General features: G+C 38.6%; 25 protein-coding genes and 1 pseudogene. 23 read left to right on the top strand and 3 right to left on the bottom strand.

The window, feature by feature from the left end; translation table 11 throughout:
* Positions 1 to 53 precede the first annotated feature (53 nt).
* From FAY30_RS26300 to FAY30_RS26230, 14 genes are all read left to right on the top strand, one after another.
* Positions 54 to 5,762, top strand: coding sequence for a PKD domain-containing protein (locus tag FAY30_RS26300; RefSeq protein WP_190284986.1), 5,709 nt, complete (start codon positions 54 to 56; stop codon positions 5,760 to 5,762).
* A gap of 564 nt (positions 5,763 to 6,326) precedes the next feature.
* Positions 6,327 to 6,629, top strand: a complete 303-nt coding sequence (locus tag FAY30_RS26295) for a hypothetical protein (protein WP_149872940.1) — start codon at positions 6,327 to 6,329, stop codon at positions 6,627 to 6,629.
* Between the two features lie 574 nt (positions 6,630 to 7,203).
* Positions 7,204 to 7,398: a hypothetical protein gene (locus tag FAY30_RS26285; RefSeq protein WP_149872886.1), complete on the top strand. Its 195-nt coding sequence runs from the start codon at positions 7,204 to 7,206 to the stop codon at positions 7,396 to 7,398.
* Positions 7,395 to 7,748, top strand: a complete 354-nt coding sequence (gene tnpB / locus FAY30_RS26280; protein ID WP_223821044.1) for an IS66 family insertion sequence element accessory protein TnpB — start codon at positions 7,395 to 7,397, stop codon at positions 7,746 to 7,748. The genes FAY30_RS26285 and tnpB overlap by 4 nt, the downstream gene beginning before the upstream one ends.
* A 90-nt stretch (positions 7,749 to 7,838) precedes the next feature.
* Entirely contained in the window at positions 7,839 to 9,440 is a 1,602-nt protein-coding gene (gene tnpC, locus FAY30_RS26275; protein WP_149873074.1) for an IS66 family transposase, read from the top strand.
* A gap of 289 nt (positions 9,441 to 9,729) precedes the next feature.
* A complete protein-coding gene (locus FAY30_RS26270) occupies positions 9,730 to 9,948 on the top strand; it encodes a hypothetical protein (protein ID WP_190284985.1) in 219 nt (72 codons plus the stop codon).
* Positions 9,945 to 10,367: a hypothetical protein gene (locus tag FAY30_RS26265; RefSeq protein WP_223821049.1), complete on the top strand. Its 423-nt coding sequence runs from the start codon at positions 9,945 to 9,947 to the stop codon at positions 10,365 to 10,367. Before FAY30_RS26270 ends, FAY30_RS26265 begins: the two co-directional genes overlap by 4 nt.
* A gap of 18 nt (positions 10,368 to 10,385) precedes the next feature.
* Positions 10,386 to 10,610 (top strand): hypothetical protein, encoded by a 225-nt coding sequence (locus tag FAY30_RS26260; protein WP_149872937.1) that lies wholly within the window; start codon positions 10,386 to 10,388, stop codon positions 10,608 to 10,610.
* 11 nt (positions 10,611 to 10,621) lie between these two features.
* Positions 10,622 to 10,993 carry a hypothetical protein gene (locus FAY30_RS26255; protein ID WP_149872936.1) on the top strand — a complete coding sequence of 124 codons (372 nt, stop codon included), beginning with the start codon at positions 10,622 to 10,624 and terminating at the stop codon, positions 10,991 to 10,993.
* 45 nt (positions 10,994 to 11,038) lie between these two features.
* A complete protein-coding gene (locus tag FAY30_RS26250; protein WP_149872935.1) occupies positions 11,039 to 11,425 on the top strand; it encodes a hypothetical protein in 387 nt (128 codons plus the stop codon).
* A gap of 88 nt (positions 11,426 to 11,513) precedes the next feature.
* Positions 11,514 to 12,395 carry a V-type ATPase 116kDa subunit family protein gene (locus FAY30_RS26245; protein ID WP_149872934.1) on the top strand — a complete coding sequence of 294 codons (882 nt, stop codon included), beginning with the start codon at positions 11,514 to 11,516 and terminating at the stop codon, positions 12,393 to 12,395.
* Between the two features lie 183 nt (positions 12,396 to 12,578).
* Complete coding sequence (locus FAY30_RS26240) at positions 12,579 to 13,262, top strand: adenine nucleotide alpha hydrolase family protein (RefSeq protein ID WP_149872933.1); 684 nt, start codon at positions 12,579 to 12,581, stop codon at positions 13,260 to 13,262.
* Between the two features lie 184 nt (positions 13,263 to 13,446).
* On the top strand, positions 13,447 to 14,088 hold the full coding sequence (locus FAY30_RS26235) for a TniQ family protein (protein ID WP_149872932.1): 642 nt from the start codon (positions 13,447 to 13,449) through the stop codon (positions 14,086 to 14,088).
* A gap of 82 nt (positions 14,089 to 14,170) precedes the next feature.
* On the top strand, positions 14,171 to 15,205 hold the full coding sequence (locus FAY30_RS26230) for a hypothetical protein (protein WP_149872931.1): 1,035 nt from the start codon (positions 14,171 to 14,173) through the stop codon (positions 15,203 to 15,205).
* Here FAY30_RS26230 and FAY30_RS28145 read toward each other — a convergent pair.
* The 3 genes and pseudogenes from FAY30_RS28145 to FAY30_RS26220 form a co-directional block, all read right to left on the bottom strand.
* On the bottom strand, positions 15,138 to 15,359 hold the full coding sequence (locus tag FAY30_RS28145; protein ID WP_411675511.1) for a hypothetical protein: 222 nt from the start codon (positions 15,357 to 15,359) through the stop codon (positions 15,138 to 15,140). The two genes, FAY30_RS26230 and FAY30_RS28145, sit on opposite strands and share 68 nt — an antisense overlap.
* Before the next feature lie 52 nt (positions 15,360 to 15,411).
* Positions 15,412 to 15,945: pseudogene (locus tag FAY30_RS26225) on the bottom strand (response regulator transcription factor); the annotation flags it as partial.
* A 337-nt stretch (positions 15,946 to 16,282) separates the two neighbouring features.
* Positions 16,283 to 17,227 carry an urea transporter gene (locus tag FAY30_RS26220; RefSeq protein WP_149872929.1) on the bottom strand — a complete coding sequence of 315 codons (945 nt, stop codon included), beginning with the start codon at positions 17,225 to 17,227 and terminating at the stop codon, positions 16,283 to 16,285.
* A 276-nt stretch (positions 17,228 to 17,503) separates the two neighbouring features.
* Between FAY30_RS26220 and FAY30_RS26215 the strand changes: the two genes are divergently transcribed.
* The 9 genes from FAY30_RS26215 (at position 17,504) to FAY30_RS26175 (ending at position 23,959) form a co-directional block, all read left to right on the top strand.
* Entirely contained in the window at positions 17,504 to 17,806 is a 303-nt protein-coding gene (locus tag FAY30_RS26215) for an urease subunit gamma (protein ID WP_149872928.1), read from the top strand.
* Between the two features lie 23 nt (positions 17,807 to 17,829).
* Positions 17,830 to 18,153 (top strand): urease subunit beta, encoded by a 324-nt coding sequence (locus FAY30_RS26210; RefSeq protein ID WP_149872927.1) that lies wholly within the window; start codon positions 17,830 to 17,832, stop codon positions 18,151 to 18,153.
* Positions 18,150 to 19,862: an urease subunit alpha gene (gene ureC / locus FAY30_RS26205; protein ID WP_149872926.1), complete on the top strand. Its 1,713-nt coding sequence runs from the start codon at positions 18,150 to 18,152 to the stop codon at positions 19,860 to 19,862. Before FAY30_RS26210 ends, ureC begins: the two co-directional genes overlap by 4 nt.
* A gap of 11 nt (positions 19,863 to 19,873) precedes the next feature.
* On the top strand, positions 19,874 to 20,329 hold the full coding sequence (gene ureE / locus FAY30_RS26200; protein ID WP_149873078.1) for an urease accessory protein UreE: 456 nt from the start codon (positions 19,874 to 19,876) through the stop codon (positions 20,327 to 20,329).
* Positions 20,322 to 21,008 (top strand): urease accessory protein UreF, encoded by a 687-nt coding sequence (locus FAY30_RS26195; protein ID WP_149872925.1) that lies wholly within the window; start codon positions 20,322 to 20,324, stop codon positions 21,006 to 21,008. Before ureE ends, FAY30_RS26195 begins: the two co-directional genes overlap by 8 nt.
* Before the next feature lie 20 nt (positions 21,009 to 21,028).
* A complete protein-coding gene (ureG, locus tag FAY30_RS26190) occupies positions 21,029 to 21,640 on the top strand; it encodes an urease accessory protein UreG (protein ID WP_149872924.1) in 612 nt (203 codons plus the stop codon).
* A gap of 1 nt (position 21,641) precedes the next feature.
* Entirely contained in the window at positions 21,642 to 22,466 is an 825-nt protein-coding gene (locus FAY30_RS26185; protein WP_149872923.1) for an urease accessory protein UreD, read from the top strand.
* 63 nt (positions 22,467 to 22,529) lie between these two features.
* Positions 22,530 to 23,249 (top strand): urease accessory protein UreH domain-containing protein, encoded by a 720-nt coding sequence (locus FAY30_RS26180; protein ID WP_149872922.1) that lies wholly within the window; start codon positions 22,530 to 22,532, stop codon positions 23,247 to 23,249.
* A 74-nt stretch (positions 23,250 to 23,323) separates the two neighbouring features.
* Positions 23,324 to 23,959 (top strand): PadR family transcriptional regulator, encoded by a 636-nt coding sequence (locus tag FAY30_RS26175; protein ID WP_149872921.1) that lies wholly within the window; start codon positions 23,324 to 23,326, stop codon positions 23,957 to 23,959.
* The last annotated feature ends 528 nt before the right edge of the window (positions 23,960 to 24,487 follow it).

The following is a 24,487-nucleotide window of genomic DNA, read 5'->3' as shown; positions in this document are numbered from 1 at the left end:
TAAGACGGTCTAAAAAGACCGTCTTTTCTTATTTAATGCTAGTAATGTTATTAATGAATAGTTATATTAATCCTTTTCTTAACACTATTCAACATGTTCAAGCAGCTGTAGCCAATGGTTGGGAGCAAAAAAGTGACGGTTCATGGTATTACTACGTAAACAGTAAAGCTGTGACAGGTTGGTATTCTGTAGGTGGAAAATGGTACTTTTTCGATATGAATACAGGAGCAATGAAAACTGGTTGGCTTTCTGACAAGGGCTATTGGTACTATTTAGATTCTGTTAACGGAGACATGAAAACTGGTTGGCAGTTTATAACAGGTGAATGGTATTATCTTAATACTTCGGGTGTTATGCAGACAGGTTGGATATTCCTCGATAGCCGTTGGTATTACCTTCATGATAGCGGTACGATGGCAAGCGATGAATGGGTGACTGATGATTCAGGTGAGCCGTATTTCTTCACCCCTAGTGGTGGCTACAAGAAATGGTCAACACTACCAGGTGGTAGGAAAAGTTACTCATTTGAATCAGGTGCTAAACTTGTATATGATGTATACTCTAAGACTTACTCAGGTAAAGGGTACAATATCGAAACAAGAAACGGTAAGCCAAGTATAGTCTTTAAAGGATGGGCTATAATATTTGGGCATAAAACACATACTGCTTCTAATAATTCCACTTACATAGTGGCGCAAAATACAAAAAACCCCAAAAAAATATTTGGTTATAACACTACGAAGCAAAATTGGTCAGCAACAGAAGATGTAGAGTACAACAAAAGTTTATCAACAGCCACAACTGTGTGGAATCAGTGCCCAAGTAGCACAACTAATACTAACAATTCAGTTTGTAATATGCTGTATGACTATGTGGGGTTTGAAGTAGCTATCCCTTTAAGTGACTTGTTTCCAGAACCCACTACTCCGGATGAATGGAAACTATACATTGTAAAGCGCGTAGATGATACGGTTTTATGGGATACATTAATATTACCGTTTAATCTAGCTTCACAGAATTATAGTCAAGGAAAAATAGATTTAAAGAGTGAAGTAGATGCAACAACATTAAGAATGATTGGGACGAATGTTTATAAACGAACTACTCCGAATACAACAAACGGAACAGGATACTTTATTACTGGTCAGGATTATACTGCTATAGATTCAAATGAGGATAATACAGCTGTATGGTATGGAGTTAATGATCCAGTAACTAGCTCCAAAAGATGGTCTTCATCTGTATACTGGCTTTTTGGAGGATCTCAAGCTGTTATTAAATATACACCTGCCTTTAAACCTCCTGTTGCCAATTTCGATGTTTCGCCAAACCCATTGTTTAATGATACGCTTGCAACCTTTACCAATAAATCTACTGATCCTCAAGGGTATAAATTAACCTATCAGTGGTGGTACATGAAGCCAGGAACATCTAATTGGGTTGAATTCTCCTCAGCAAAAGATCCGAGTATGGTACTTAATCAGAAAGGGAATTGGAGAATCTTTCTTCGGGCTACCAATGAAAAAGGTATGTTCAATGATATTGAAAAGACAGTGACTGTACAAAATCGAGCCCCAATTGCCGATTTTATATGGACCCCTAGCACGATCTTTTATGACACAAATGTTGCATTTACAAATACATCGACAGACCCTGATGGTGACCCGCTTACTTATAAATGGGAGTATCAACAACCTGGAAGTTCAACGTGGACTAGCTTTTCGACAACTAAAGATACTAATCGAATTTTCAATATTCAAGGAGACTGGAATATTCGCTTGACGGTTTCGGATGGAACAGCCAGCCATTCGGTCACAAAAGTTTTAACAGTGGGCAATCGGCCGCCAATAGCGAATTTTAGTTTTAGTCCCACTACCATTTATAATGATACGACAGTGACGTTCACAAATAGTTCCACGGATCCTGACGGTGACGCTCTTACTTATAAATGGGAGTATCAACAGCCTGGAAGTTCAACGTGGACTAGCTTTTCGACAGCTAAAGATCCTAGTCAGGTTTTCAACATTAAAGGGGATTGGAATATCCGGTTAACTGTTTCAGATGGAACCGCCAGTCATTCTATTACAAAAATTCTAACAGTAGGCAATCGTCCACCAATAGCGAATTTTAGTTTTAGTCCCACTACCATTTATAATGATACGACAGTGACGTTCACAAATAGTTCAGCTGATCCTGACGGTGACGCTCTTACTTATAAATGGGAGTATCAACAGCCTGGAAGTTCAACGTGGACTAGCTTTTCGACAGCTAAAGATCCTAGTCAGGTTTTCAACATTAAAGGGGATTGGAATATCCGGTTGACTGTTTCAGATGGAACCGCCAGTCATTCTGTTACAAAAAATCTAACAGTAGGCAATCGTCCACCAATAGCGAATTTTAGTTTTAGTCCCACTACCATTTATAATGATACGACAGTGACGTTCACAAATAGTTCAGCTGATCCTGACGGTGACGCTCTTACTTATAAATGGGAGTATCAACAGCCTGGAAGTTCAACGTGGACTAGCTTTTCGACAGCTAAAGATCCTAGTCAGGTTTTCAACATTAAAGGAGACTGGAATATTCGCTTGACGGTTTCAGATGGAACCGCCAGTCATTCTGTTACAAAAAATCTAACAGTGGACAATCGGCCGCCAGTAGCGAATTTTAGTTTTAATCCCACAACCATTTATAATGATACGACAGTAACATTCACAAATAGTTCCATGGACCTTGACGGTGATTCACTTACTTATAAATGGGAGTATCAACAACCGGGCAGCTCAATATGGACTAGCTTTTCGACAACTAAAGATACTAGCAAACTATTTAATATTAAAGGTAATTGGAATATTCGCTTGACAGCTTCAGATGGAACCGCCAGTCACTCTGTCACTAAAGTTTTAACAGTAGGCAATCGTTCGCCAGTAGCGAATTTTAGTTATAGCCCAGCTACCATTTATAATGATACGACAGTGACGTTCACAAATAGTTCCACGGACCCTGACGGTGATCCACTTACCTACAGCTGGGAGTATCAACAGCCTGGCAGCTCAACATGGACTAGCTTTTCTACAGCTAAAGATACTAGCAAACTATTTAATATTAAAGGTAATTGGAACATTCGTTTGACAGCTTCAGATGGAATAGTTAGCCATTCTGTCATAAAAGTTTTACCAGTGGGTAATCGTTCACCAATAGCGAATTTTAGTTACAGTCCCACTACCATTTATAATGATACGACAGTAACGTTCACAAATAGTTCTACTGACTCTGATGGTGATATTTTAACCTACAACTGGGAGTATCAACAGCCTGGAAGTTTAACATGGACAAGCTTTTCGACAGCTAAAGATCCTAGTCGAATTTTCAATATTAAAGGAGACTGGAATATTCGCTTGACAGCTTCAGATGGAATAGTTAGCCATTCTGTCACAAAAGTTTTACCAGTGGGTAATCGTTCACCAATAGCGAATTTTAGTTTCAATCCCACTACCATTTATAATGATACGACAGTAACGTTCACAAATAGTTCTACTGACCCTGATGGTGATATTTTAACCTACAAATGGGAGTACCAACAGCCTGGAAGTTTAACATGGACTAGCTTTTCGACAGCTAAAGATCCTAGTCGAATTTTCAATATTCAAGGAGACTGGAATATTCGCTTGACGGTTTCGGATGGAACAGCCAGCCATTCTGTCACAAAAGTTTTAACAGTGGGCAATCGGCCGCCAATAGCGAATTTTAGTTTTAGCCCTAGCACCATTTATAATGATACGACAGTGACGTTCACAAATAGTTCCACTGACCCTGACGGTGACGCTCTTACTTATAAATGGGAGTATCAACAGCCTGGAAGTTCAACGTGGACTAGCTTTTCGACAGCTAAAGACACTAGTCGGATTTTCAATATTAAAGGAGACTGGGATATTCGCTTAACTGTTTCAGATGGAGCCGCTAGTCATTCTGTTACAAATAAACTTACGGTGCAAAATCGTCCACCGATAGCGGATTTTATCTGGAGTCCAACAACGATTTTTAACGACACAAATGTTACATTTGCCAATAAATCAATTGACTCTGACGGTGACGTACTTACTTATAAGTGGGAGTATCAACAGCCTGGAAGTTTAACATGGACTAGCTTTTCGACAGCTAAAGATCCTAGTCGAACTTTCAACATTAAAGGAGACTGGAATATTCGCTTGACGGTTTCAGATGGAACAGCCAGCCATTCTGTTACAAATAAACTTATGGTGCAAAATCGTCCACCGATAGCGGATTTTATCTGGAGTCCAACAACGATTTTTAACGACACAAATGTTACATTTGCCAATAAATCAATTGACTCTGACGGTGACGTACTTACTTACAAATGGGAGTATCAACAGCCTGGAAGTTTAACATGGACAAGCTTTTCTACAGCTAAAGATCCTAGTCGAACTTTCAACATTAAAGGAGACTGGAATATTCGCTTGACGGTTTCGGATGGAACAGCCAGCCATTCGGTCACAAAAGTTTTAACAGTGGGCAATCGGCCGCCAATAGCGAATTTTAGTTTTAGTCCCACTACCATTTATAATGATACAACAGTAACGTTCACAAATAGTTCCACGGACCTTGACGGTGACCCACTTACTTATAAATGGGAATATCAACAACCGGGCAGCACAACGTGGACTAGCTTTTCTACAACTAACGCACCTAATAAGGTATTTAACGTTAAAGGTAATTGGAATATTCGTTTGACTGCATCAGATGGAACCGCTAGTCATTCTGTTACCAAGGTCTTAACGGTAGGAAACAGACCACCATCTCCTGGATTTAACACGAATAAAGATTCTTATATAGTTAATGAACAGGTAAATATAACGTCTAATGCTTTTGATCCGGATAATGACCCGATAACTTATAATTATGTGGTGATTAAACCAGATGGACAAAAACTGACCTTTAATACAGCTAATCCATCCTTTACCGCCTCTATAATAGGCGTTTATACTATTACTCAAACTGTCACCGACCCGTATAATGAATCAAGCTCGGTATCCAAAACTATTAAAGTAATAAACACTGTTCCTTCAATAACATTAACGTACAATCCGGACCAACCGTTTGAGGGTGACACAGTTAATATATGTGTAAAGGTAAAGGACCCAGATGGGCAGAAATTAGATGTAAAGTTATTTATCAAAGAAGAAGGTTCAATCGAAATACTAGTAATGACAAAATTACAGGTACTAACAGATACAGAGCATTGTTATAGCTTTGTAACTAAATCTAAGAAATATGAAATACGAGCAACTGTTTTAGATGGATATGATAGTGCCGAAACAACAACTTGGTTTTACTCGAAAGCTTTGACTATAAAAGGGCATGTTGACCACACACCTGAGTGGTTGTCGAAGCATCAATCTTTAGGAAATTCTCCAGAACAATTTTATAGTGGAGAAAAGTTCTTATTAGCTGCTGACACATCACCATATCCTATAGTTTATGTAAAGAGTACTCTTAAAGCTTCACAAGCCGATGGTCAATCTATTGTTAGGACTGTAGATTTAAGCAAACTTGCAAATGTTCTTTTTAAAGGGGAACTTTATGATGAGAATTTCTTAAATTATCCTACCAATATTCAAAAAGGACCTGCTTCTTTTGAATTTGAAGTAAAATATAGTAATGGAATAATAAAAAAGGATACTGTTCCAATCGAAATAGTTGATAATGTTCTCGAAGTTTACCGATTCCATAGAAAGTATTAATCTTTATAAACCATTAATCAAGGACCGATTTCTCTAGTAATAAATAGAGCAATCGGTCTTTTAAATTTAATTTGCACAGATTCTTCAAGCCCCCGCTGGTTAAAGGAGACTGCGCTCTAATTAGACAAGCAGCGGTTTATGAATATAAAAAAAGCAATTGTACAAATAGAGATTATGGCAGACTCATTTGAAGCTTATAGACTTCGTAGTACTTTCTGAATTGAGAAGTGTTACTCTTTGAGTAACCTATTTTTATTTTCAAGTTAGCCCCATAAAGTAATTATTGGTAACGAATAAATATATTAAATTGAGTAATAGCCCCCTTATAATTTTCACCTTTAGAACGGATGTTCCGATTATCATTAAGCTACTTTGCAAGTATAATAGTATTAGTAAAATTTCCAGTTAATAGTATGTTTATTCATTTAAATTTAGTGTATTGAATTTTGTTAAAGAAATGAAAATTTTAATACTATACACTAATTAATTGTGAAAATCTACAGTATAGAGAGATTATTTATTTACAATAAAGATAACTAAAAGACTAAAATGGGGTTATGAATTATGTTGGAAGTGATAAATATAATGAAAACATATTTTATTAAGAAATTATATTTTCCTGGAGAGAATAATTTACTAGTTGAATTGGTAACCGTGACAGAGGAAACAATAGAGAATATTAATAATGTTCAAGTGGTATCACCTGATAATCTTGCATCATCAATCAGAGAAATTAAATCAGAAAACTTAAATCCAGCAGAACTTCAAGAATCCAAAATATATATAACAAGGGAACAAGCTCAACAACTTTCTAATTTAGTTGATGATCAGTACGCTTTCCTTAATTTTGCAAAATCTCTATTTTAATACTTGTATTACATATCCATAGAATGGTAAAATTTAAGCATAGATTTTTTTGTTTTTTTGTTTTTTTGTAGCATCTATGCTGCGGTTACCTATTAAACTTCAGAGGCCTTTGGGCTTAGTCTTTAAAAGCATATTTATTATGCGAATCAGACTATGCCCAAGGGCCTTTTTTGCGTTCTGGGAGGTGGTTTTGGAAGAATAATTGTTTAAGGGTTAAGTAGTTTAAGAAACTTTAAGAAAGAGGGCTGGTAACATGGGCACATGCTGTTGTTGTCTTGAACAATGTGATAAGGACAATTCTTATTATTTTGTAATGGGGTATGTATATTGTTCTGAGAATTGTTTAGAAAAGAAGTTGGGAGAGAAGCTCGATGTTTAAAATCACTTGTTTTGCTCCTGTGGAGCCTGAACAATTAGAAAAAGCATTAAAAGGAATTCATTTTAAAACTGTTAAGAATGGATTTGAATGGAGAATGGATGGAAATACCGTAAGCCCGTATTCAAACAACGCATATAAAAACAGCAGCACCTCCTGGTATGATCAACGTATCAATTTAAGGAGGTGCTTTTTCATATGCCGCAGCAAAAACTCACAATCGTCCCCGTTACATTACATTCCGAAAACAAAAATACTTCTGCACCAAATCCAGTAGTGATTTCTCCAAATCCTACTTGCACGATCAAAACCGGCAACGCCGAAATCTCCTTCTTCAACGGCGTAGATGAGCACATCATCCAAACGGTTATGAGGGAGTTGAAAAATCCGTGAAACACGATTTTACTAGCGTAAAAAATATTTACATCATTTGCGGTAAAACTGATATGAGAAAAGGTATTGACGGACTAGCCACATTAATTCAAGATTCCTTTGAATTGGATCCATACGGGGATTCCATTTTCTTGTTTTCAGGATGGAGTAAAGATCGCTATAAATGCTTATATTTCGACGGTGATGGCTTCGCCATGCTATATAAACGTTTGGATAACGGAAAACTCCAATGGCCAAAGGATGAAAACGAAGTACGGAATCTCTCTCAAAAGGAGCTCAGGTGGCTCCTCGAGGGGTTATCTATCCAGCAGCCAAAGGCGATTCAGCAGTCACCAAAAGGTGCCTTCTAAATTCGTTAAAGCCCTTCATTTTATCTTTATTCCACTGTTCGAACTCGTTATAATAAAAGAAGTGAATCCGAACGAAAAGTGGTGAATGATGTGGCGAATACTTCTTCTACGAATGAAAATCAATTTGATAGAGTAATTCGATTGCTCGAAGAGCAGTTGGCTCATTCGAATCAACAAAACCAGGAGCTATCAAAAAAATTGGATCAATCGTTGAAACAGAACGAAGCGTTAACGCAACAACTTCGGCACTTAACAAAACTCTTATATGGTTCTAAAACTGAAAAATCAAGATATAACGCACCAGAAGGGCAATCGTCATTATTTGATGATGACCCGTCTTTTAGCGAATCTGAGCACACAGAAGAACAAAGCCAACAGACCATTTCTTATACTGTTGTTCGAACTATTAAAAAGAAAAAACGAAATGATTCATTACGAGATGATATCGAAGTTGAAGCATTTCACTATCATCCAGAAAATATACAATGTGACTGTTGCCAGGGACAAATGATTGAAATTGGAAGTACAATCGTGCGCGAAGAAGCAGAATTTATTCCCGCAAAAATGAAGAAAGTCCAACACATAGAACATGCTTATGAATGTAAAAATTGTAAAGGTGATTCATTTCAAAAAGCCCAAATTAAACGTGGTAAGGCACCGCAGCCTGCCATTCAACGTAGCATCGCAAGCCCTAGCGTGCTTGCCAAAGTCATCTATGATAAATTTGCGCAATACCTCCCCCTTTACCGCCAGGTTAAGGAATGGGATCGTTACGGCCTGAATACCAACGATAAGAATCTTTCGAATTGGGTCATTCGTGCATCACACGATTGGCTATTGCCTATTTATGAAAGAATGAAAGATTTGATGATGAATAAATCGCTTTTACATATTGATGAAACATATGGACAAATACTCCACCGTTCCGATGGTAAATCGGGTCAAACCAATGCTTATAATTGGGTGTCTCGAAGTGTTCCTTGCCAAGGACCACCAATAACTCTCTTTCATAGTGCATTATCGCGAGCCCGATCCGTCCTTGAAGGATTCATTGAAGGCTTTTCAGGAACGATTATTTGCGATGGTTATTCTGCCTATGGCAAGTTGGAAGGCGTTACTTTCGCAAATTGTTGGGCCCACGTTCGCCGTTATTGGCTGAAGGCGGATAGCAAAAATGGCCGTATAGGTGTGAGCTTTTGTGACGATTTATACCGTCTTGAAAGGAAATTTAAACATTTGTCTCCGAGTAAGCGAAGAAAAAAACGCCAGAAATATTCGAAGCCAATTGTAGATAAATTCCTTGAATGGGTTGAAACGTCACCATTCTATGGAAAAAATGCGCTGGCGAAAGCAGCTGAATATACATTGAACAGGGCAAATGGACTTAGAGCATACCTGAACGACGGGCGCGTTGAAATCGATAATAATCCCGCTGAAAACGCCATCCGCCCTAACGTCGTGGGGAGAAAAAACTGGCTTTTCTCAGTCAGTGAAGCCGGCGCAAAAGCGAACGCCATTTGTCTCAGTATCGCAGAAACTGCCAAAAGTAACGGTGTAGATTTCTACGAATACTTGAAGAAACTTTTGACGGATCTGCCCAATCTTGGCATCCATCAAAAACCTGAAATTTTAGATCAATACATGCCCTGGTCAAAAGTGATTCAGGCCGAATGTGGGCAAAAATTGAAATAAGCCGTAAATTCGATTGAAAAAAATCGGGATTTACGGCTATTCGTGATGCGTACCGAAAGGTGCGCTTATTTTTTATAATTCGGGCTTACGAAATACCTTTCGGATTGAACCTTTTGTAAATCAACCGAGAGACAGTCTGAAAGGTTATCGTGTATTTTTTGATGGGTATATACATGGAGGTTCTTATCTCTTTGATTTATCTTTAGGTTGTTTGGGAGCTGAAGTAACAGGTGTAGAATACATCCTGGAACACCGTACAATGAAAAATCACGATTGGATGAATGACCTTATGAAAAGGCCAAGTTATCAAATGATAGATGCAAGAGGATTGTTTGTGAAGCAAGGAGTAGGAGTTATCTTAGTCAATGATTCTGTAACTCTACAGTTGCGCAGCCAAAAAGGTAAAAAACTAATAATGGTGGACGCTATCAAAAAGATCGATTTTCTCCGGGAAGAACTTGTGCCGGTTGAATTCGATCTTTTCTCGTTCCAGGAGGAAATCGCATGATAATAGAGTTTTATACAGGTATGGATAACCAATTCATTGTTTCAGAAAACAAGCTTTTTAGAAATGGAGAAGTAATTGCTGAAGGCACGATCCAGATACATCAACTACTGATGCATGAGCCAGCTTGGTTCATTGTTGAAATAGGTGAAGAAAATCCACCGCAATTTTTAAAGACGGATAGAGTTTCTGCAGTTTTGCCAAATAATGAATTTTTTAACAGTCAGAGATGTACACGAAAAGAGTTCAAATTATCTTTTCTAGCTCAGATTCAAGACGAATGGGTCAAGAGCGAAAAAATGATTTCTGCAGTTAACGAAAATCATGCACATCAATTACTTAAAGTACTGTATTACGGGACAGACATATGCTCTATCTCTGTAACTTCAGATTTTATTACTCCAACAACAATTCTTGTTTAAGTGAAAGGATGATTATTAATGTCTGAATCAAAAAAAATAGACTTCAAAAACCAATTTAATCGAAACCACAAACTCTTGATACAAATGATAAAAAAGCAGGGACAATTCATTAAGTTATCAAGTGAGTTAGGTTATTTGTATTTAGTTGAAGTCGGGGTACATGCAGGACAAGCCATCTCCCCTGAGGTAGGTTTGAAAGCCGGTAAATTAAATATCATTGATGTTGTCCCAGCAGCATTATAGGAGGTATTTGTATGAGAAAAACTATTTATAGAGTGTTAACCAATCAAAATAATATAAATCAAGAGTTCCTCATTAGCCATGATTGTTTGCCGGCATTTGTCCAACAAAATAAGGATTGTATTAACTTCCAAGTAATGCAAGGCGGGAGCTTGGTCATAAATGTAGAAAATTCAACTATTACACATTGTAACGGTCTCCTATCGGATACTGAATTAGATAATTCTCTAATCGGTTTGGGTGACCTCCTTAAATTGTATAAAGTTACACAGGAAGAAATTTCGCTTGAAACCTATTGGATTTACTCAACAAGCGAAGAACAGGCCAGGAGAGATTTTTTAGAATGGTCAGTATTTGTACCTCTTGAAGTCTCACTTGTAGCTTAATGGACCTTCCTGGGAATTAAATAACTACTGAATGGAGGAAACTCAATGCCAACAATTTGTAGAGCTTTTCTTATCAATGATGGGGGAACCACAGAATTCATTGTAAATTTCACCAATCTTGCTATTTTTGTTCAAGAACATATTAACGTTAGCAATATCGTAGTCATTGGATCATTCGATAACTATTTTGTTCTTAGCGTTAAAAAAGGGAAGATTGAAAATTGCTCGGATTCTGCGGTTAAAAAAGTAATTGTAACAGAACTGAGTGCAGTAAATTACATTAATCGTCCAATACTGCACTCATATAAAGGATTCGCTCAATGCCAGAGTGTTAGAACCGTAAATATAGCCTCTACCTCTCTTATGAGGGCAAAAGAGGATTTTGAAAAATGGACTAACGCCCCGTTAAGGAATCTAATTAAAATTGCTTAAAGTCCTTTTATAATTCTCCCTTTCTAGTGGGGATCATCTAAAAAATGACTCCCCGATACTAGATTGTGGAGTCTTATGAGGTGAATAAATGGCGAAGAGCACACAAAAGAAAGTAAAAAAATCAGCAGCTGCCGAACTTATGGAAAAATTCATTGAGGATGGAAAGTATCCAGAATTGAAGCAGTCTGAGGTTAAAATAAAAAGACTCACGACATCGGTTAAGGAAAAGCTGGAAAAATCCGATTCTAAACGTCATGAATTTAAGGAATTTGACATGGTTGGAAGGTTTACCGCAAAAAAGGTATATGAGACTGACTATATTGGATTGAACGAATATTTGTATGATGTTGGCTTATTGCTACAGGTTGTTGAAATTGATAACAAAGCTATCCAAAGCAATGAGTTATATATGGATATGATCCAGGATTTTAAGCTTCCTGATACCTTTTATTTAAAACCCAATTTCAATAAGGTCGGAAAGGAACTGAACAAAATTCCTTCTTCTTTTGAAATAGCGGAACATTGGTGCATTAATGACTTGGTAAAAGAATTGGCCATACTAAAACCTAAGGTTAAACAATTAAATAGCGAATATGACCATCTCAAACGCAGGTTATTGAGATTGCCTGAATTCCAAAATTTAATTACCAATCCAAAGCTAATACGAGAACCTATCCCCCATAAATTCGGGAGTCTTTCTTTAATTGCCAATCAATCAAAATATGACATCCCCGCTATATACGATTATATAGGGGAGTGGATGCTTATTGAGTATGGTAAACCCAGTTCAGAGCTTATCGACCGTTTTATTTTGACCGGCACTATCTCCAAAAAGGATATCGAACAATTCAGGCGAGTCGTGGATATTAGACTGGAATTTTCGGTCATGACCTTAGAGGATGAAAAGAAGATCCTTGAAATGATGGATAACAAAAATCGTACAACTACCGCTAATCGGGTGGGAGCATAGGAGGATAACATTCTGAACGTAAACCTCTGCTAAAAAACTTGTAGAGGTTTTTTCATTACGTTTAAGTGTTAATTAAAACAATAATTTTAGACTTTATAAATTAATAGATTTAAGGGGGGTATATCCTCTGCTAAATTATTTTAGCGGGGGATTTCCCCCTAATTTAGCAGATGGACAACTTTTATGGATATTACACAGCAAGTTAAAGAGGCAATTAAGCAAAATTATCTTACTGATGAGCGGAAACAGGTAGTTCTTTTCAGCGGAGGGAAAGATAGTTCATATCTTCTTACTTTATTTTGGGAAGCGCTACTTGAATTACCCGAACATTTAAGAACTAAGACCGTTTATGTTATGAATTCGGACACAGGTGTTGAGGCCCCCATCATGGCTGAATACGTTGACCGCACTCTCATGAAAATTGAGAGAAAGGCGGCTTTACAAGGCTTACCAATAGAAGTTGTACGAGTGAAACCAAGCATGAAGAACAATTTTTGGCACAAATTTTTGGGGCGTGGCTCCCTTATTTCAACTCCGAAAACCAAACATCATCCTTGCACTCATTGGTTAAAAATCGGTCCTACCCAGGATAAGTTTAAGGAGTGGATTGCGTCAGCTCCTGTTCGCATAGGGGAGGATAAATCAGTTATTACCTGTTACATGGGTGTTCGAAATGAAGAGGGGGCAAGGCGGAAAGCTTCAATCTCAAAGTTCCAGTTAAGTGAAGAATCCCTATGGGCTAATCATAGTGATTTTGATGAAATCATGTGTTTTCACGCGATAAAATTCGTTACAGCTGATGAGCTCTGGTTTGAACTTTTAAATCGAGGGACTTTACCCTTCGGTGTAACCGCTGTAAAACATTAAAATAAACCGGATTTCGTACAAAAAATACCGGATTAATTATTTAAAATTTATCGGATAAAATTCATAAATAACCGCACGAAATTCACTGTAAATAATTCGATGAACTAGTCTTTATGAGTGAAAGGGTTCTACAAAAATTTTATGCGAGAGACATATTTCTCTCGCTATCTTTTTGGAGGTAATTATGACCACTAAATCCCCAATAAGAATACCAAAGCCCTTTGAACAAGAAAGTATTACAGGTTATATCCAACGTACCGCGTTTGTTAACAACTATGAGAATGCAAATTGGATATATACTATAGCAGGTATTAAAAGGAATGTTAAGAAAGGTCCGTTTATTGAGGAAGATTTAATTTTGCTAGCCAATTTCTTTCAGGAAGATGCTGCTGAACTTAGAAAATTGACCTTTCTGAAGAATTTCCCCTCAAATAATCCTCTGCAGAAATACATATTCAAATATGGAATTACAACTCATTCAAAGTATTGTCCTCAGTGTTTTAATCAACAAAATTTTCATAATAAATATTGGGATGTTAGCTTTAACTTTGCTTGCTATAAGCACGGATTATTATTAATTGGCTATTGTCCTAATTGCAAAAAAGCGTTATCAAGTAAGTTACAACATATGAATTATTGTTTATGTGGTTTCCCATTAAAAGACTTACCTATTATTAAAATAGAAGATGATCATGCCGCTAATGGATTATTAATTGAAGATATTTTTGAGAGGAACGAAAATTCAAATGCGAGTGTGCTTTATACACTTTCAACCAATAGAATTCTCTTGTTTAATTATTTTCATCTTACAACAGCTATGTTATGAAAAGCATAATAAATGGTTTAGTATATCTTCAGATTTTAATAAAAGTAGTGAGTATTCAGAGTTAATTATTAGGGCATTTAAAATGTTTCAAAACTGGCCGTATTCTTATTATGAGTTTCTAGAGGAATTTGGACAGAAAAAGAAACGGAAGGATAGAAAAACAGGGCTTTCTACATATTTTGGTAGATACTACATACAACTATATTCTCAACTTAACAACCCGTGTTATGATTTTTTAAGAGATGGATTTGAGGACTATATAAAGGAGAATTTTTACAAAGTTTATTTTAGCAGATTATCAAATTTTAATGCTTCAAACGGTAGTACAAAATATATCTCCGGAAATGAAGCAAGTGAAATACTAAAAGTTAATTTAGATTATATACCAAAACTAATTAACCAAGATAAAATTAAAGGTCATATAGAGGTAGTAGGGAAACAAACTTTTATAAGTGTAGAATATAAGAGCCTTGTACAGTATAAACAATTAAAAGAATCTAGTTTAAAGCTAAAGGAAGTTGTTGCTCTGTTGGGGATAAATAGAAAACGAATTATAGAGTTGTTCAAGGGCAGTTTACTTGTAGGGTTTGAAGAAACAACACCTACTTTTAATTATATTTTCTTTAGTTCAAAATCAGTTTTTTATCTATTAGACCAATTTGAATACCAGTTCTCATTAGAAAAAAATAATAAAAAAGATTTAATTAGTTTTAATTCCTGTATTCGGACTTGGGGTTGCAGAAAGAGAAGCATTTGTGAGTTAGTAGAAAATATAGTATTAGGTAAAATCCGACCTATTGAAAAATCCCCTGGGATTGGATTAAATTCATATTTATTCTCAAAATCGGATATAGACAGATTAGCTGAAGATATTTTGAGGAATGAAATAAAAACTCATTATTCCTGTAAAGAAGTGTGTCTAGTTCTTAAAACAGAACATGCTATAGTAAAAAAGTGGATGGATAATGGTTTATTGAAATCTAAAAAGCTAAACAGAAAAAATGTAATTATTAACAGTGAAGATTTAGAAAACTTTAAAAAACAATACATTACATTACCAGAAATAGCAAAAAGGTTAAATGGAAATAGTAGAACAAATTGCCATTTGTCCAAATAATGGGTGTTTGTCCTACAGCAAATAAATGCTGATTCACCCTTTTTACGGTTATTTGTTCACCTTCTTGATAGGAATATGTAAGGTCCTGCAGCGTGGCGTTGTCTTTTATCACAACGACAATCGGGTTGCCGTTAGGAGGAAGGATCCGAATCATTCCATTTGGCGGCAAATATGCCCGCAACAAATTCACATAATTAGCTGAAGAGATCAAATGTTAGTACTTGGTTTTGATTTTGTACTAAATATAGAAGTAAATCATACTCTGTTGGTGTTAATTCAATGGATTGGCCGGCACGCACTACTTCCCGTGTTTTTTTATTTATGGATAAATCTCCAATGCTAAGCGAGGAATCATCTGTTTCTTCTTGGGAAAATGATTGCCTGAGCCACACTCGAATCCGTGCAAGCAATTCTTCAATTATAAATGGTTTTGTAATATAGTCGTTGGCCCCTAAATCTAATCCGCTCACTTTATCAGGTAAGGCATCCCGGGCCGTTAATAAAATCACAGGGGTCTGGTCATTGGAAGAGCGAATCCTCCTTAACACTTCAAGGCCGCTTAATTCAGGCAGCATCACATCTAATAACAGCAGGTCCCAATTTTCTTGTTGAGATAATGAATAACCTTCTAAGCCTGTGTAGGCAGTACCCGTTTCATATCCTTCATGCTCAAGTTCTAATTGAATTAGGCGTGCAATTTTTCTTTCATCTTCAACAATCAATATTTTTCCTTTACCCATTTGGACCTCCTTGGTTTACCTGCCATCTACAAAATGGAATCTACCATAACTCTAAATAAATTTTTAATACAAATCAACTAATCAGGTGGGGTATAGGGATGGTTCTTGTTCTCCATTTGGAGACCAGGGACGCATCTTTAAGGAAACAATCGGAAGTTTTACGTGTAAAAAAAGCCCGACAAGAGGATAGGTGCTAGTCGGGCTTTTAGGTGAGCATATTGGTTTGCTTTTACTTTAGTTTTTTTCAATTACCAGTATTTTATTTTAAAACATAGCTGGTTTTTAGCCTGAATCATCATTTGAAACACGAGAACCCTCCCCACGCCTCACCCCTGCCTTACAGGTTCGGCATGGTTTTCCTGGCTCCGAGAAAGAGCCAGGTGGAGAGGACGAATGGCATGGTGAGGGCGGGGAGGCCGTATGGGAGGAGCCATGTACTAAGTCCTGCTGTGATGGGAACTGTTAGGCAGGAGGCGATAATGCCTGATACTAGGGTGTAGCGATGGTGTTGCTTGGTAAATACTACGGATACAGCCATGATGGTTAGGATAGCATTGTATCCGTAAAGTCCTAAGACGATTAAGGAATGTTCCCCGCCAAGTACATAGGCAATGATGATGGCAGCTGCATTTCCAATCGCTGCGTAAACTCCAAGTTTTCTGCCTCCCCAAAATACGGCGATAAAAACAAGAATACCGGACAATGTATTATTGAGAAAAAACACTTGCCCAATCCCGTGGAAAATTCCGTCTAGTAAATTTACCTTCCCAGCAATATTTAGTTGCCAGCTTGTTAAATTCTGAGGGACTAGGGAAGAGCTTAATGTTAGGTGTTTTAATTTATAAGCCGCAAGCAGTATTAACCATGTCAAAACAATAAAAGGAAAGGTCAAAATAGGTACTTCGTTATTTTTCATAAAATGCATCATTGCGGCTGTTAAAAAGGCTGCTATAGCTGCTCCTGCTAAAGCCACGACCCACATATAAGGTCCCTGTAAGAATAATGCCAACGCCATTCCTGTAAGGACGGAGTTGTAGCTCAGCAAACCTTGGTTGATAGTGTCTTCATCCACGCCCCCTAAGATCCCTATTAATGTCCCAATCATAGCCGATAGCAGCGCAATGGCCCCTAAATAAATAGAAGAAATCAAGATGGCAATCAGGATTAGTAATCCGGTGATGGAATTTTCAATCAAAATGACTTGAGAGATTCCTTTGAGAGCTGCTGTTAGGAAGGGATAAACCTTCCCATCCCATAATGAATTTCGTTCGTCTGTTTTCATTCTCTTAATCTCCTCTTCAGAAATTTCCATAAAGCTGTTAAATTGTATATATTTTTACATATATAATTTTATTAATATATAAAAATTGATATATGTTAATTACGATGATATAGTATAAATCATTGGGAATCAATCAGATATTTTTATCGTCCAATCATCATTCATCACCTTATTTAATGATGTATAGGCACATGGTTTCCGGCCGGCGATGATAGAATCTCTTTTTTGCGAGTTCTGTTCAGAGCGTTATGTAAAAAATTTAGAGGAGGTTTATCTATGAAACTATTACCACGCGAGATTGACAAGCTTATGATTGTAGTGGCTGCAGATCTTTCCAAGCGGCGAAAAGACAGAGGTTTGAAATTAAATTATCCAGAAGCAGTTGCTCTCATTACCTATGAGGTGTTAGAGGGCGCACGTGATGGAAAAACGGTTGCCGAATTAATGGAATATGGGACTACCATTTTGTCACGGGAAGATGTCATGGAGGGTGTTCCGGAAATGATTCATGATATTCAAGTAGAAGCAACCTTTCCTGATGGAACAAAACTTGTGACTGTACATAGTCCGATAAAATAATTAGCGGCAGGAGGCCCAATGACATGATACCTGGTGAATTATTTTTAAAAGAAGAAGAGATTATCTGTAATGCTGGAAGAACAGTTTCGAAAGTAACAGTGATCAATACCGGCGATCGCCCTGTTCAGGTAGGTTCACATTTTCATTTTTTTGAAGTGAATGAAGCGCTTCGCTTCAAGCGTGAAGCAGCGTTTGGAAAGCGGCTGAACATTCCAGCAGGGGCTGCGGTTCGTTTTGAGCCTGGCGATGAAAAGGAAATTGAATTAATAGATTACGCCGGGGAACGCCGTGTGTTCGGTTTTAACAATAAAGTAGATGGATCATTGGAAAAGGGGTGTAACGAATGAGCTTTAAAATGACCAGGAGGCAATACTCTGAAATGTATGGCCCTACGACAGGAGATTCTATTCGTTTAGCAGATACAGATTTAATGATTCAGGTGGAGAAAGACTTTACCAACTATGGGGATGAAGTTGTGTTTGGCGGCGGTAAGGTAATCCGTGACGGAATGGGGCAGCATCCACTAGTAACTCGTGGCGATGGAATTGCTGATGTTGTGATTACGAATGCGGTAATTCTAGACTACACGGGTATCTACAAAGCGGATATCGGCATCCGCGATGGAAAAATTGCCGGAATCGGGAAAGCCGGTAATCCCTTAATAATGAATAATGTCGATATTATCATCGGTGCTGGGACAGAAGTGATTGCCGGTGAAGGGATGATTGTCACGGCTGGCGGGATTGACACGCACGTACACTTCATCAACCCTGAACAAATTAGAACAGCATTAGCTTCAGGTTTGACGACGCTAATTGGCGGCGGAACAGGTCCGGCTGCTGGGTCGAAAGCGACAACGGTTACGCCGGGTGAATGGCATGTTCATCGTATGCTTGAAGCAGCAGAGGGAATGCCTATTAATGTAGGCTTTACTGGAAAAGGACAGGCTGCGACTGAAGAGCCGTTGATAGAACAAGTACGTGCTGGTGTCATTGGGTTGAAAGTCCATGAAGACTGGGGAGCAACACCGTCAGCCCTTGATCATGCTTTAAGAGTAGCTGAAAAATATGACGTGCAGGTTGCTCTTCATGCCGATACTTTGAATGAAGCAGGCTTTATGGAAAATACGATGGCGGCTTTAAAAGATAGAGTCATTCATATGTACCATACAGAAGGGGCTGGCGGCGGACATGCTCCGGACTTAATTAAATCGGCAGGCTATATGAACGTACTGCCATCATCTACGAACCCAACTTTACCATATACGGTTAATACAGTAGATGAGCACTTAGATATGTTAATGGTGTGTCACCATTTGAATCCATCCATTCCGGAGGACCTTGCCTTTGCTGATTCGCGTATTCGTCGTGAAACGATTGCAGCTGAAGATATACTGCAAGATATGGGTGTATTTAGCATGGTGAGCTCTGATGCACAGGCAATGGGCCGGGTTGGCGAAGTAATCCTGCGCACTTGGCAAACTGCTGACAAAATGAAAAAGCAAAGAGGAATTTTAGAAGGCGACAAGGAAATTGCTGATAATAACCGGGTCAAGCGCTATGTGGCGAAATATACAATCAACCCTGCGATCACCCATGGCATTTCCGAATATGTCGGATCTATTGAAGTAGGGAAAATTGCCGACTTAGTCATTTGGGATCCTGCATTCTTCGGTGTGAAACCGGAAATGGTCATTAAAAGCGGTTTTGTAGTTGAAAGCTTAATGGGTGATGCGAATGCATCGATTCCAACACCACAGCCGGTGATTTATCGGCCAATGTATGGTCAGCTTGGAAAAGCTTTAGCCAGCACTTCAATTACATTTATTTCACAGGCAGCGTTTAACGATAAGGTTCATGAAAAGTTAGGTTTACAAAAATTGATTCTGCCTGTCCGCGGAATTCGCAAATTAACGAAAAAAGATATGAAGCTGAATTCGGAAACTCCTGAGATCACTGTGGATCCACAAACCTATGAGGTAAGGGTAAATGGTGAATTGATTACATGTGAACCTGTTGACACGGTTCCAATGGGACAACGATACTTTTTATTCTAGAGGTGAAGGCTTTGATAATTGAACAAATCGTGACAAATATTGAACAAATGGAAAAAGAAGAGGTAGAAAAGCGTCATATCGAAAAAGTTTACCTCGAAAGCGCTCATTTAGTGAAACGGATTCAACGTGTTACAACAGATCACGGCCATGAAATCGGAATCCGCTTGAAGGAACCGCGTGATCTTCTTGCTGGTGATGTTATATATATGGATGATAAAAACATGATTGTCATCGATGTAATCTCAGATGATTTATTGATTATTTGCCCGCGCAGCCTGAATGAAATGGGAACGATTGCCCATCAATTAGGCAATCGCCACCTGCCGGCCCAATTTGAAGGGGACGAGATGCTTGTTCAGTACGATTATCTTGTAGAAGAATTGCTGCAAAATTTACAGATTCCTTACAAACGTGAGGAACGAAAAGTGAAACAGGCCTTTCGTCATATAGGGCACAGCCATGAATGATCAAATGTTGTCCTTATTTCAGCTTTGTGATTCGAACTTTCCAACAGGGGCATTCAGTCACTCCTATGGTCTTGAAACCTATATTCAAGAGGACAGAGTCCATGATCAAGCGACATTCTTGGAGTGGCTTCATGTCTATGTCAACGAGCAGCTCATCTATTCAGATGGGCTAGCTTCCCGGCTGGTGTATGAGGCGTTAGAGCAGGGAGACCTGGACAAGGTGTGGAAATTGGACCGGATGCTGAACGTTCAAAATCTGCCGCGGGAAACGAGAGATGGAACAGGGCGGATGGGGGACCGAATGCTAAAGCTTGTCGAATCGCTCTATGACATTCCGGTTCTGGCAGCCTACCGCGAGCGGATTGATAGCAAGAGGTCGTTCGGTCACCCTGCGATTGTGTTTACAATGGTGGGTCATTATCTTGGAGTTTTGAAAGAAACTACTACCCTGTATTATTTGTATTCTACCGTTTCCAGTCTTGTTCAAAATGCGGTTCGGGCCATTCCGTTAGGGCAAACGGCCGGCCAGAAAACGATTCAGCAGTTTCATCAGGAACTACTTAAATCAGCTGAAAAAATTCAATGTTTAACCGAAGAAGATTTTGGGATTGTATCTCCCGGTCTGGAATTATCACAAATGAAGCATGAACGTGTGAATATTCGTATATTTATGTCTTAGTAGAAAGAGGAGTGTTCAGAATGGAAGTAGTGAAAATTGGTGTAGGCGGACCTGTTGGAGCAGGCAAGACGATGTTAGTGGAGAAATTAACCCGTCATTTACAAGATGAAATTAGTATGGCTGTTGTGACCAACGATATTTATACCAAGGAGGATGCCAAATTCTTAATGAAAAATGGCGTACTTCCAGCTGACCGCATCATTGGCGTGGAAACAGGCGGCTGCCCTCATACTGCCATCCGTGAGGATGCTTCTATGAATTTTGCAGCGATTGAGGAATTACAGGAGAAGCACCCGGATGTGGAACTTATTTTTGTCGAAAGCGGCGGGGATAACTTAGCAGCTACTTTCAGCCCAGAGCTTGTTGATTTTTCCATTTATATTATTGATGTAGCGCAAGGGGAAAAAATTCCGCGTAAAGGCGGCCAGGGAATGATTAAATCTGATTTATTTATTATCAACAAAACTGATTTAGCTCCGTTCGTAGGTGCTAGCCTTGAGGTGATGGAATCGGACACAAAGGTGTTCCGCGGCAACAAGCCTTTTGTGTTTACTAATTTAAAAGAAAATAAAGGTCTTGATCAAGTTATTGACTGGATTAAGAAAAATGCGCTCTTAAAAGGATTGGAGTAAGATGGAGGACTGGACAGGAGTTTTACGTTTAGGTAGTGAAGCAAGAGACGGGAAGACGATTGGGAAGGATGTGTATTTCCAAGGGGCGTTTAAAGTCATGCGCCCCATCTACCATGATGATTCCGGGCAGGCCTGCTATTATATTTTAAATCCAGGCGGCGGTTATTTAGACGGAGACCGCTACCAAATGAATATTTCCTTAGAGAAGCAGGCGAAGCTAACCTTAACCACCCAATCGGCAACGAAAATTTATAAGTCGCCTCACTCGTATGCCTATCAGGAAGCTGAATTCCGCTTGAAGGAAGGCAGTTATCTTGAATATATTCCCGATCCACTTATCGGTTATCGACATGCACGTTACAAACAAAAAAACGTGTTTTATTTAGAAAAAGGGTGTTCCCTCCTCTACTCCGATATCATTACCCCTGGATGGTCGCCTGACGGAGATCAATTTAGCTATGATTGGCTTCAGCTCATTAATGAAATATATATGGACGACGAGCTGGTTGTATTTGATCATATTAAATTAAATCCAGCCTCGAAAAATATGGACGGTATTGGTTTGATGGAGGGCTACTCACACTTGGGGTCGATGATGGTGATTGAGGAGAAAACGAATCCTGACTTGCTTGATCGCTTATATCAGACTTTGCCCCACGACCCAAATGAATGTAAAATAGGGATGTCGATGCTTTCTGTTCCGGGGTTTACGATTCGGGTATTAGCCAATACCACCCAAACCATTGAAAAAATATTTGCCGACGTACATTCGGTTCTAAGTCAAGAATGGTTTCAAAAAACGCCTAGTTTTTTAAGAAAATATTAATGTTCATAACCCAGCAATTGTTTGATTGCTGGGTTTTTACTAGAAAAGTAGAGGAGAAATCTTATGGATGCTACATTATTGTCCGTCCTGGCATTGGGGCTGATTTTGGGAATTAAGCACGCGATTGAACCAGATCATGTGATTGCGGTTTCAACAATTGCAAGCCAAAGTAAAAAGTTATGGCAGGCTTCTTTAGCTGGAGTATTTTGGGGGATTGGCCATACTGCCACGTTATTTGTCGTCGGTATTATTGTCATTTTGATGAAGGGTGAAATACCGGAGAAATGGGCCATGTCGTTAGAATTTTTAGTGGGCATCATGCTGGTTGCGCTGGGAATAAAAACGATTATTTCTTTTACAAATATCCATATCCACTCACATAAACATGATGGAGATGTTGAGGAACATAAGCATGTCCATTCCCATATAAATAGCGGCGAACATGATCACCAGCATCAGCATAGGAAGGTGACGTATTTAGGATCAATGATGATTGGTTTGGTTCATGGTCTTGCAGGGAGCGGGGCGATGATTTTGTTAACGTTGAGTACGGTAAAAAACGCTCTAGAAGCCGCTGTTTATATCCTCATATTTGGTTTAGGAACGGTGATCGGCATGCTTTTCTTTACGACCATTATTGGAATTCCCTTTGTGTTGAGCAAGAAACGTACGAGTATCAGTAGGTCGTTAGGATTATTTACCGGTGTCATTAGTACTATTTTTGGTGTATACTATATGTATAGTATTGGTGTTACTGAAGGTTTATTACACCTCTGGTTATAAGAATGCTATACTTATAGCACTGTGACTCGCGGCATTTTCAGAGGATATTTGGATGCCGCGGTTTAAAGATTGGGGTGATTGCTATCAATACTCTAGGATATGCGATTCTTGGTGTTATTGGCAGAAGTCCTTGTACCGGATACGAATTAGTGAATTATTTAGATTCCATATGGCCGGCCAAGCATAGTCAAATTTATCCGCTGTTAACCAAGTTGGAGGATAAGGGGCTTCTAGTCCATGAATTTGTCGAACAAATGGGAAGGCCAAATAAAAAGATCTTTTCCATTACCGAAAAGGGGAAACAGGCGTTAGAAAAGTGGAGTGCAAAAACACCGTCTGACCCCGTCAATAGAGATGAGTTCCTCATCAAGGTCTATTCTTTCTGGTTAACGGAAGAGGAAAAATCTATAAAATTAGTCTATGACCGGATCGCAAAATTGGAAGAATCCGTCACTTCACTGTCTGACAAAATCCAAGAAATGGAGCAGACCCAAGAACTGGACACGACTTCTAAGAACTTTGGCCGTTACCTTCTATTCCACCGGAAATTCAGACTCGCCCAAGAAGAAAAAGCCTGGTGCCAATGGGTCCTAAACCTGCTCAAAAACAAAAAAGTAAACATCCCCCTCCTATCCATCACCTTTGCAGGAAAACTCCTCCAATATGGGATTGGAGCAGAGGGACGGTTCTTGTGCTTCATTTTAGGGTGAATCCTTGAATATTAAATAAAGACATCGGTTCAGAGCAGAACCGGTGTCTTTTTGTATGATGCATGGGACCCGAATGTGTTTCTTTTGTTAGGCCGCTAGCTAGCGGAATGTGGTTTTCACCCACCCTCAGAAGATCGCAGTGGATCTCATCTGAGATCATCCACAAATTATTTTTGATACATATACTCCCAATCTTTTTAGCTCTTCTTCCGTCCAAACCCGACCTGTTGGGAAATAACGGAGAGTATTTTGTTTTAGCCCAGCTATTATGGTGCCATACTAATATTTAAATTAAGCACATTCCATTCCACGGAATGGTGTTTTTTCTATATATCGACACTCCACTTCTGGTTACTTTAGCGATGCAGTCTCAAAGTAACTTACATCCTCCTTCTTTAAGGGCAGTGATGTCAGCTGCTAAGGTGTGGATCGACACGGTGTGCCATCTGCCGAAGTAAAGGTGGCGTAAAAATCCTCCTTTTGTTGTACCCAAATTTATGGAGGTAAATCACTTAATATTTCAATGAC

The organism is Bacillus sp. S3 (assembly GCF_005154805.1).
Lineage (GTDB): Bacteria > Bacillota > Bacilli > Bacillales > Cytobacillaceae > Neobacillus.
The sequence above is the reverse complement of the archived record's forward strand: the minus strand, read 5'-3'. Positions and strand labels throughout refer to the sequence as shown.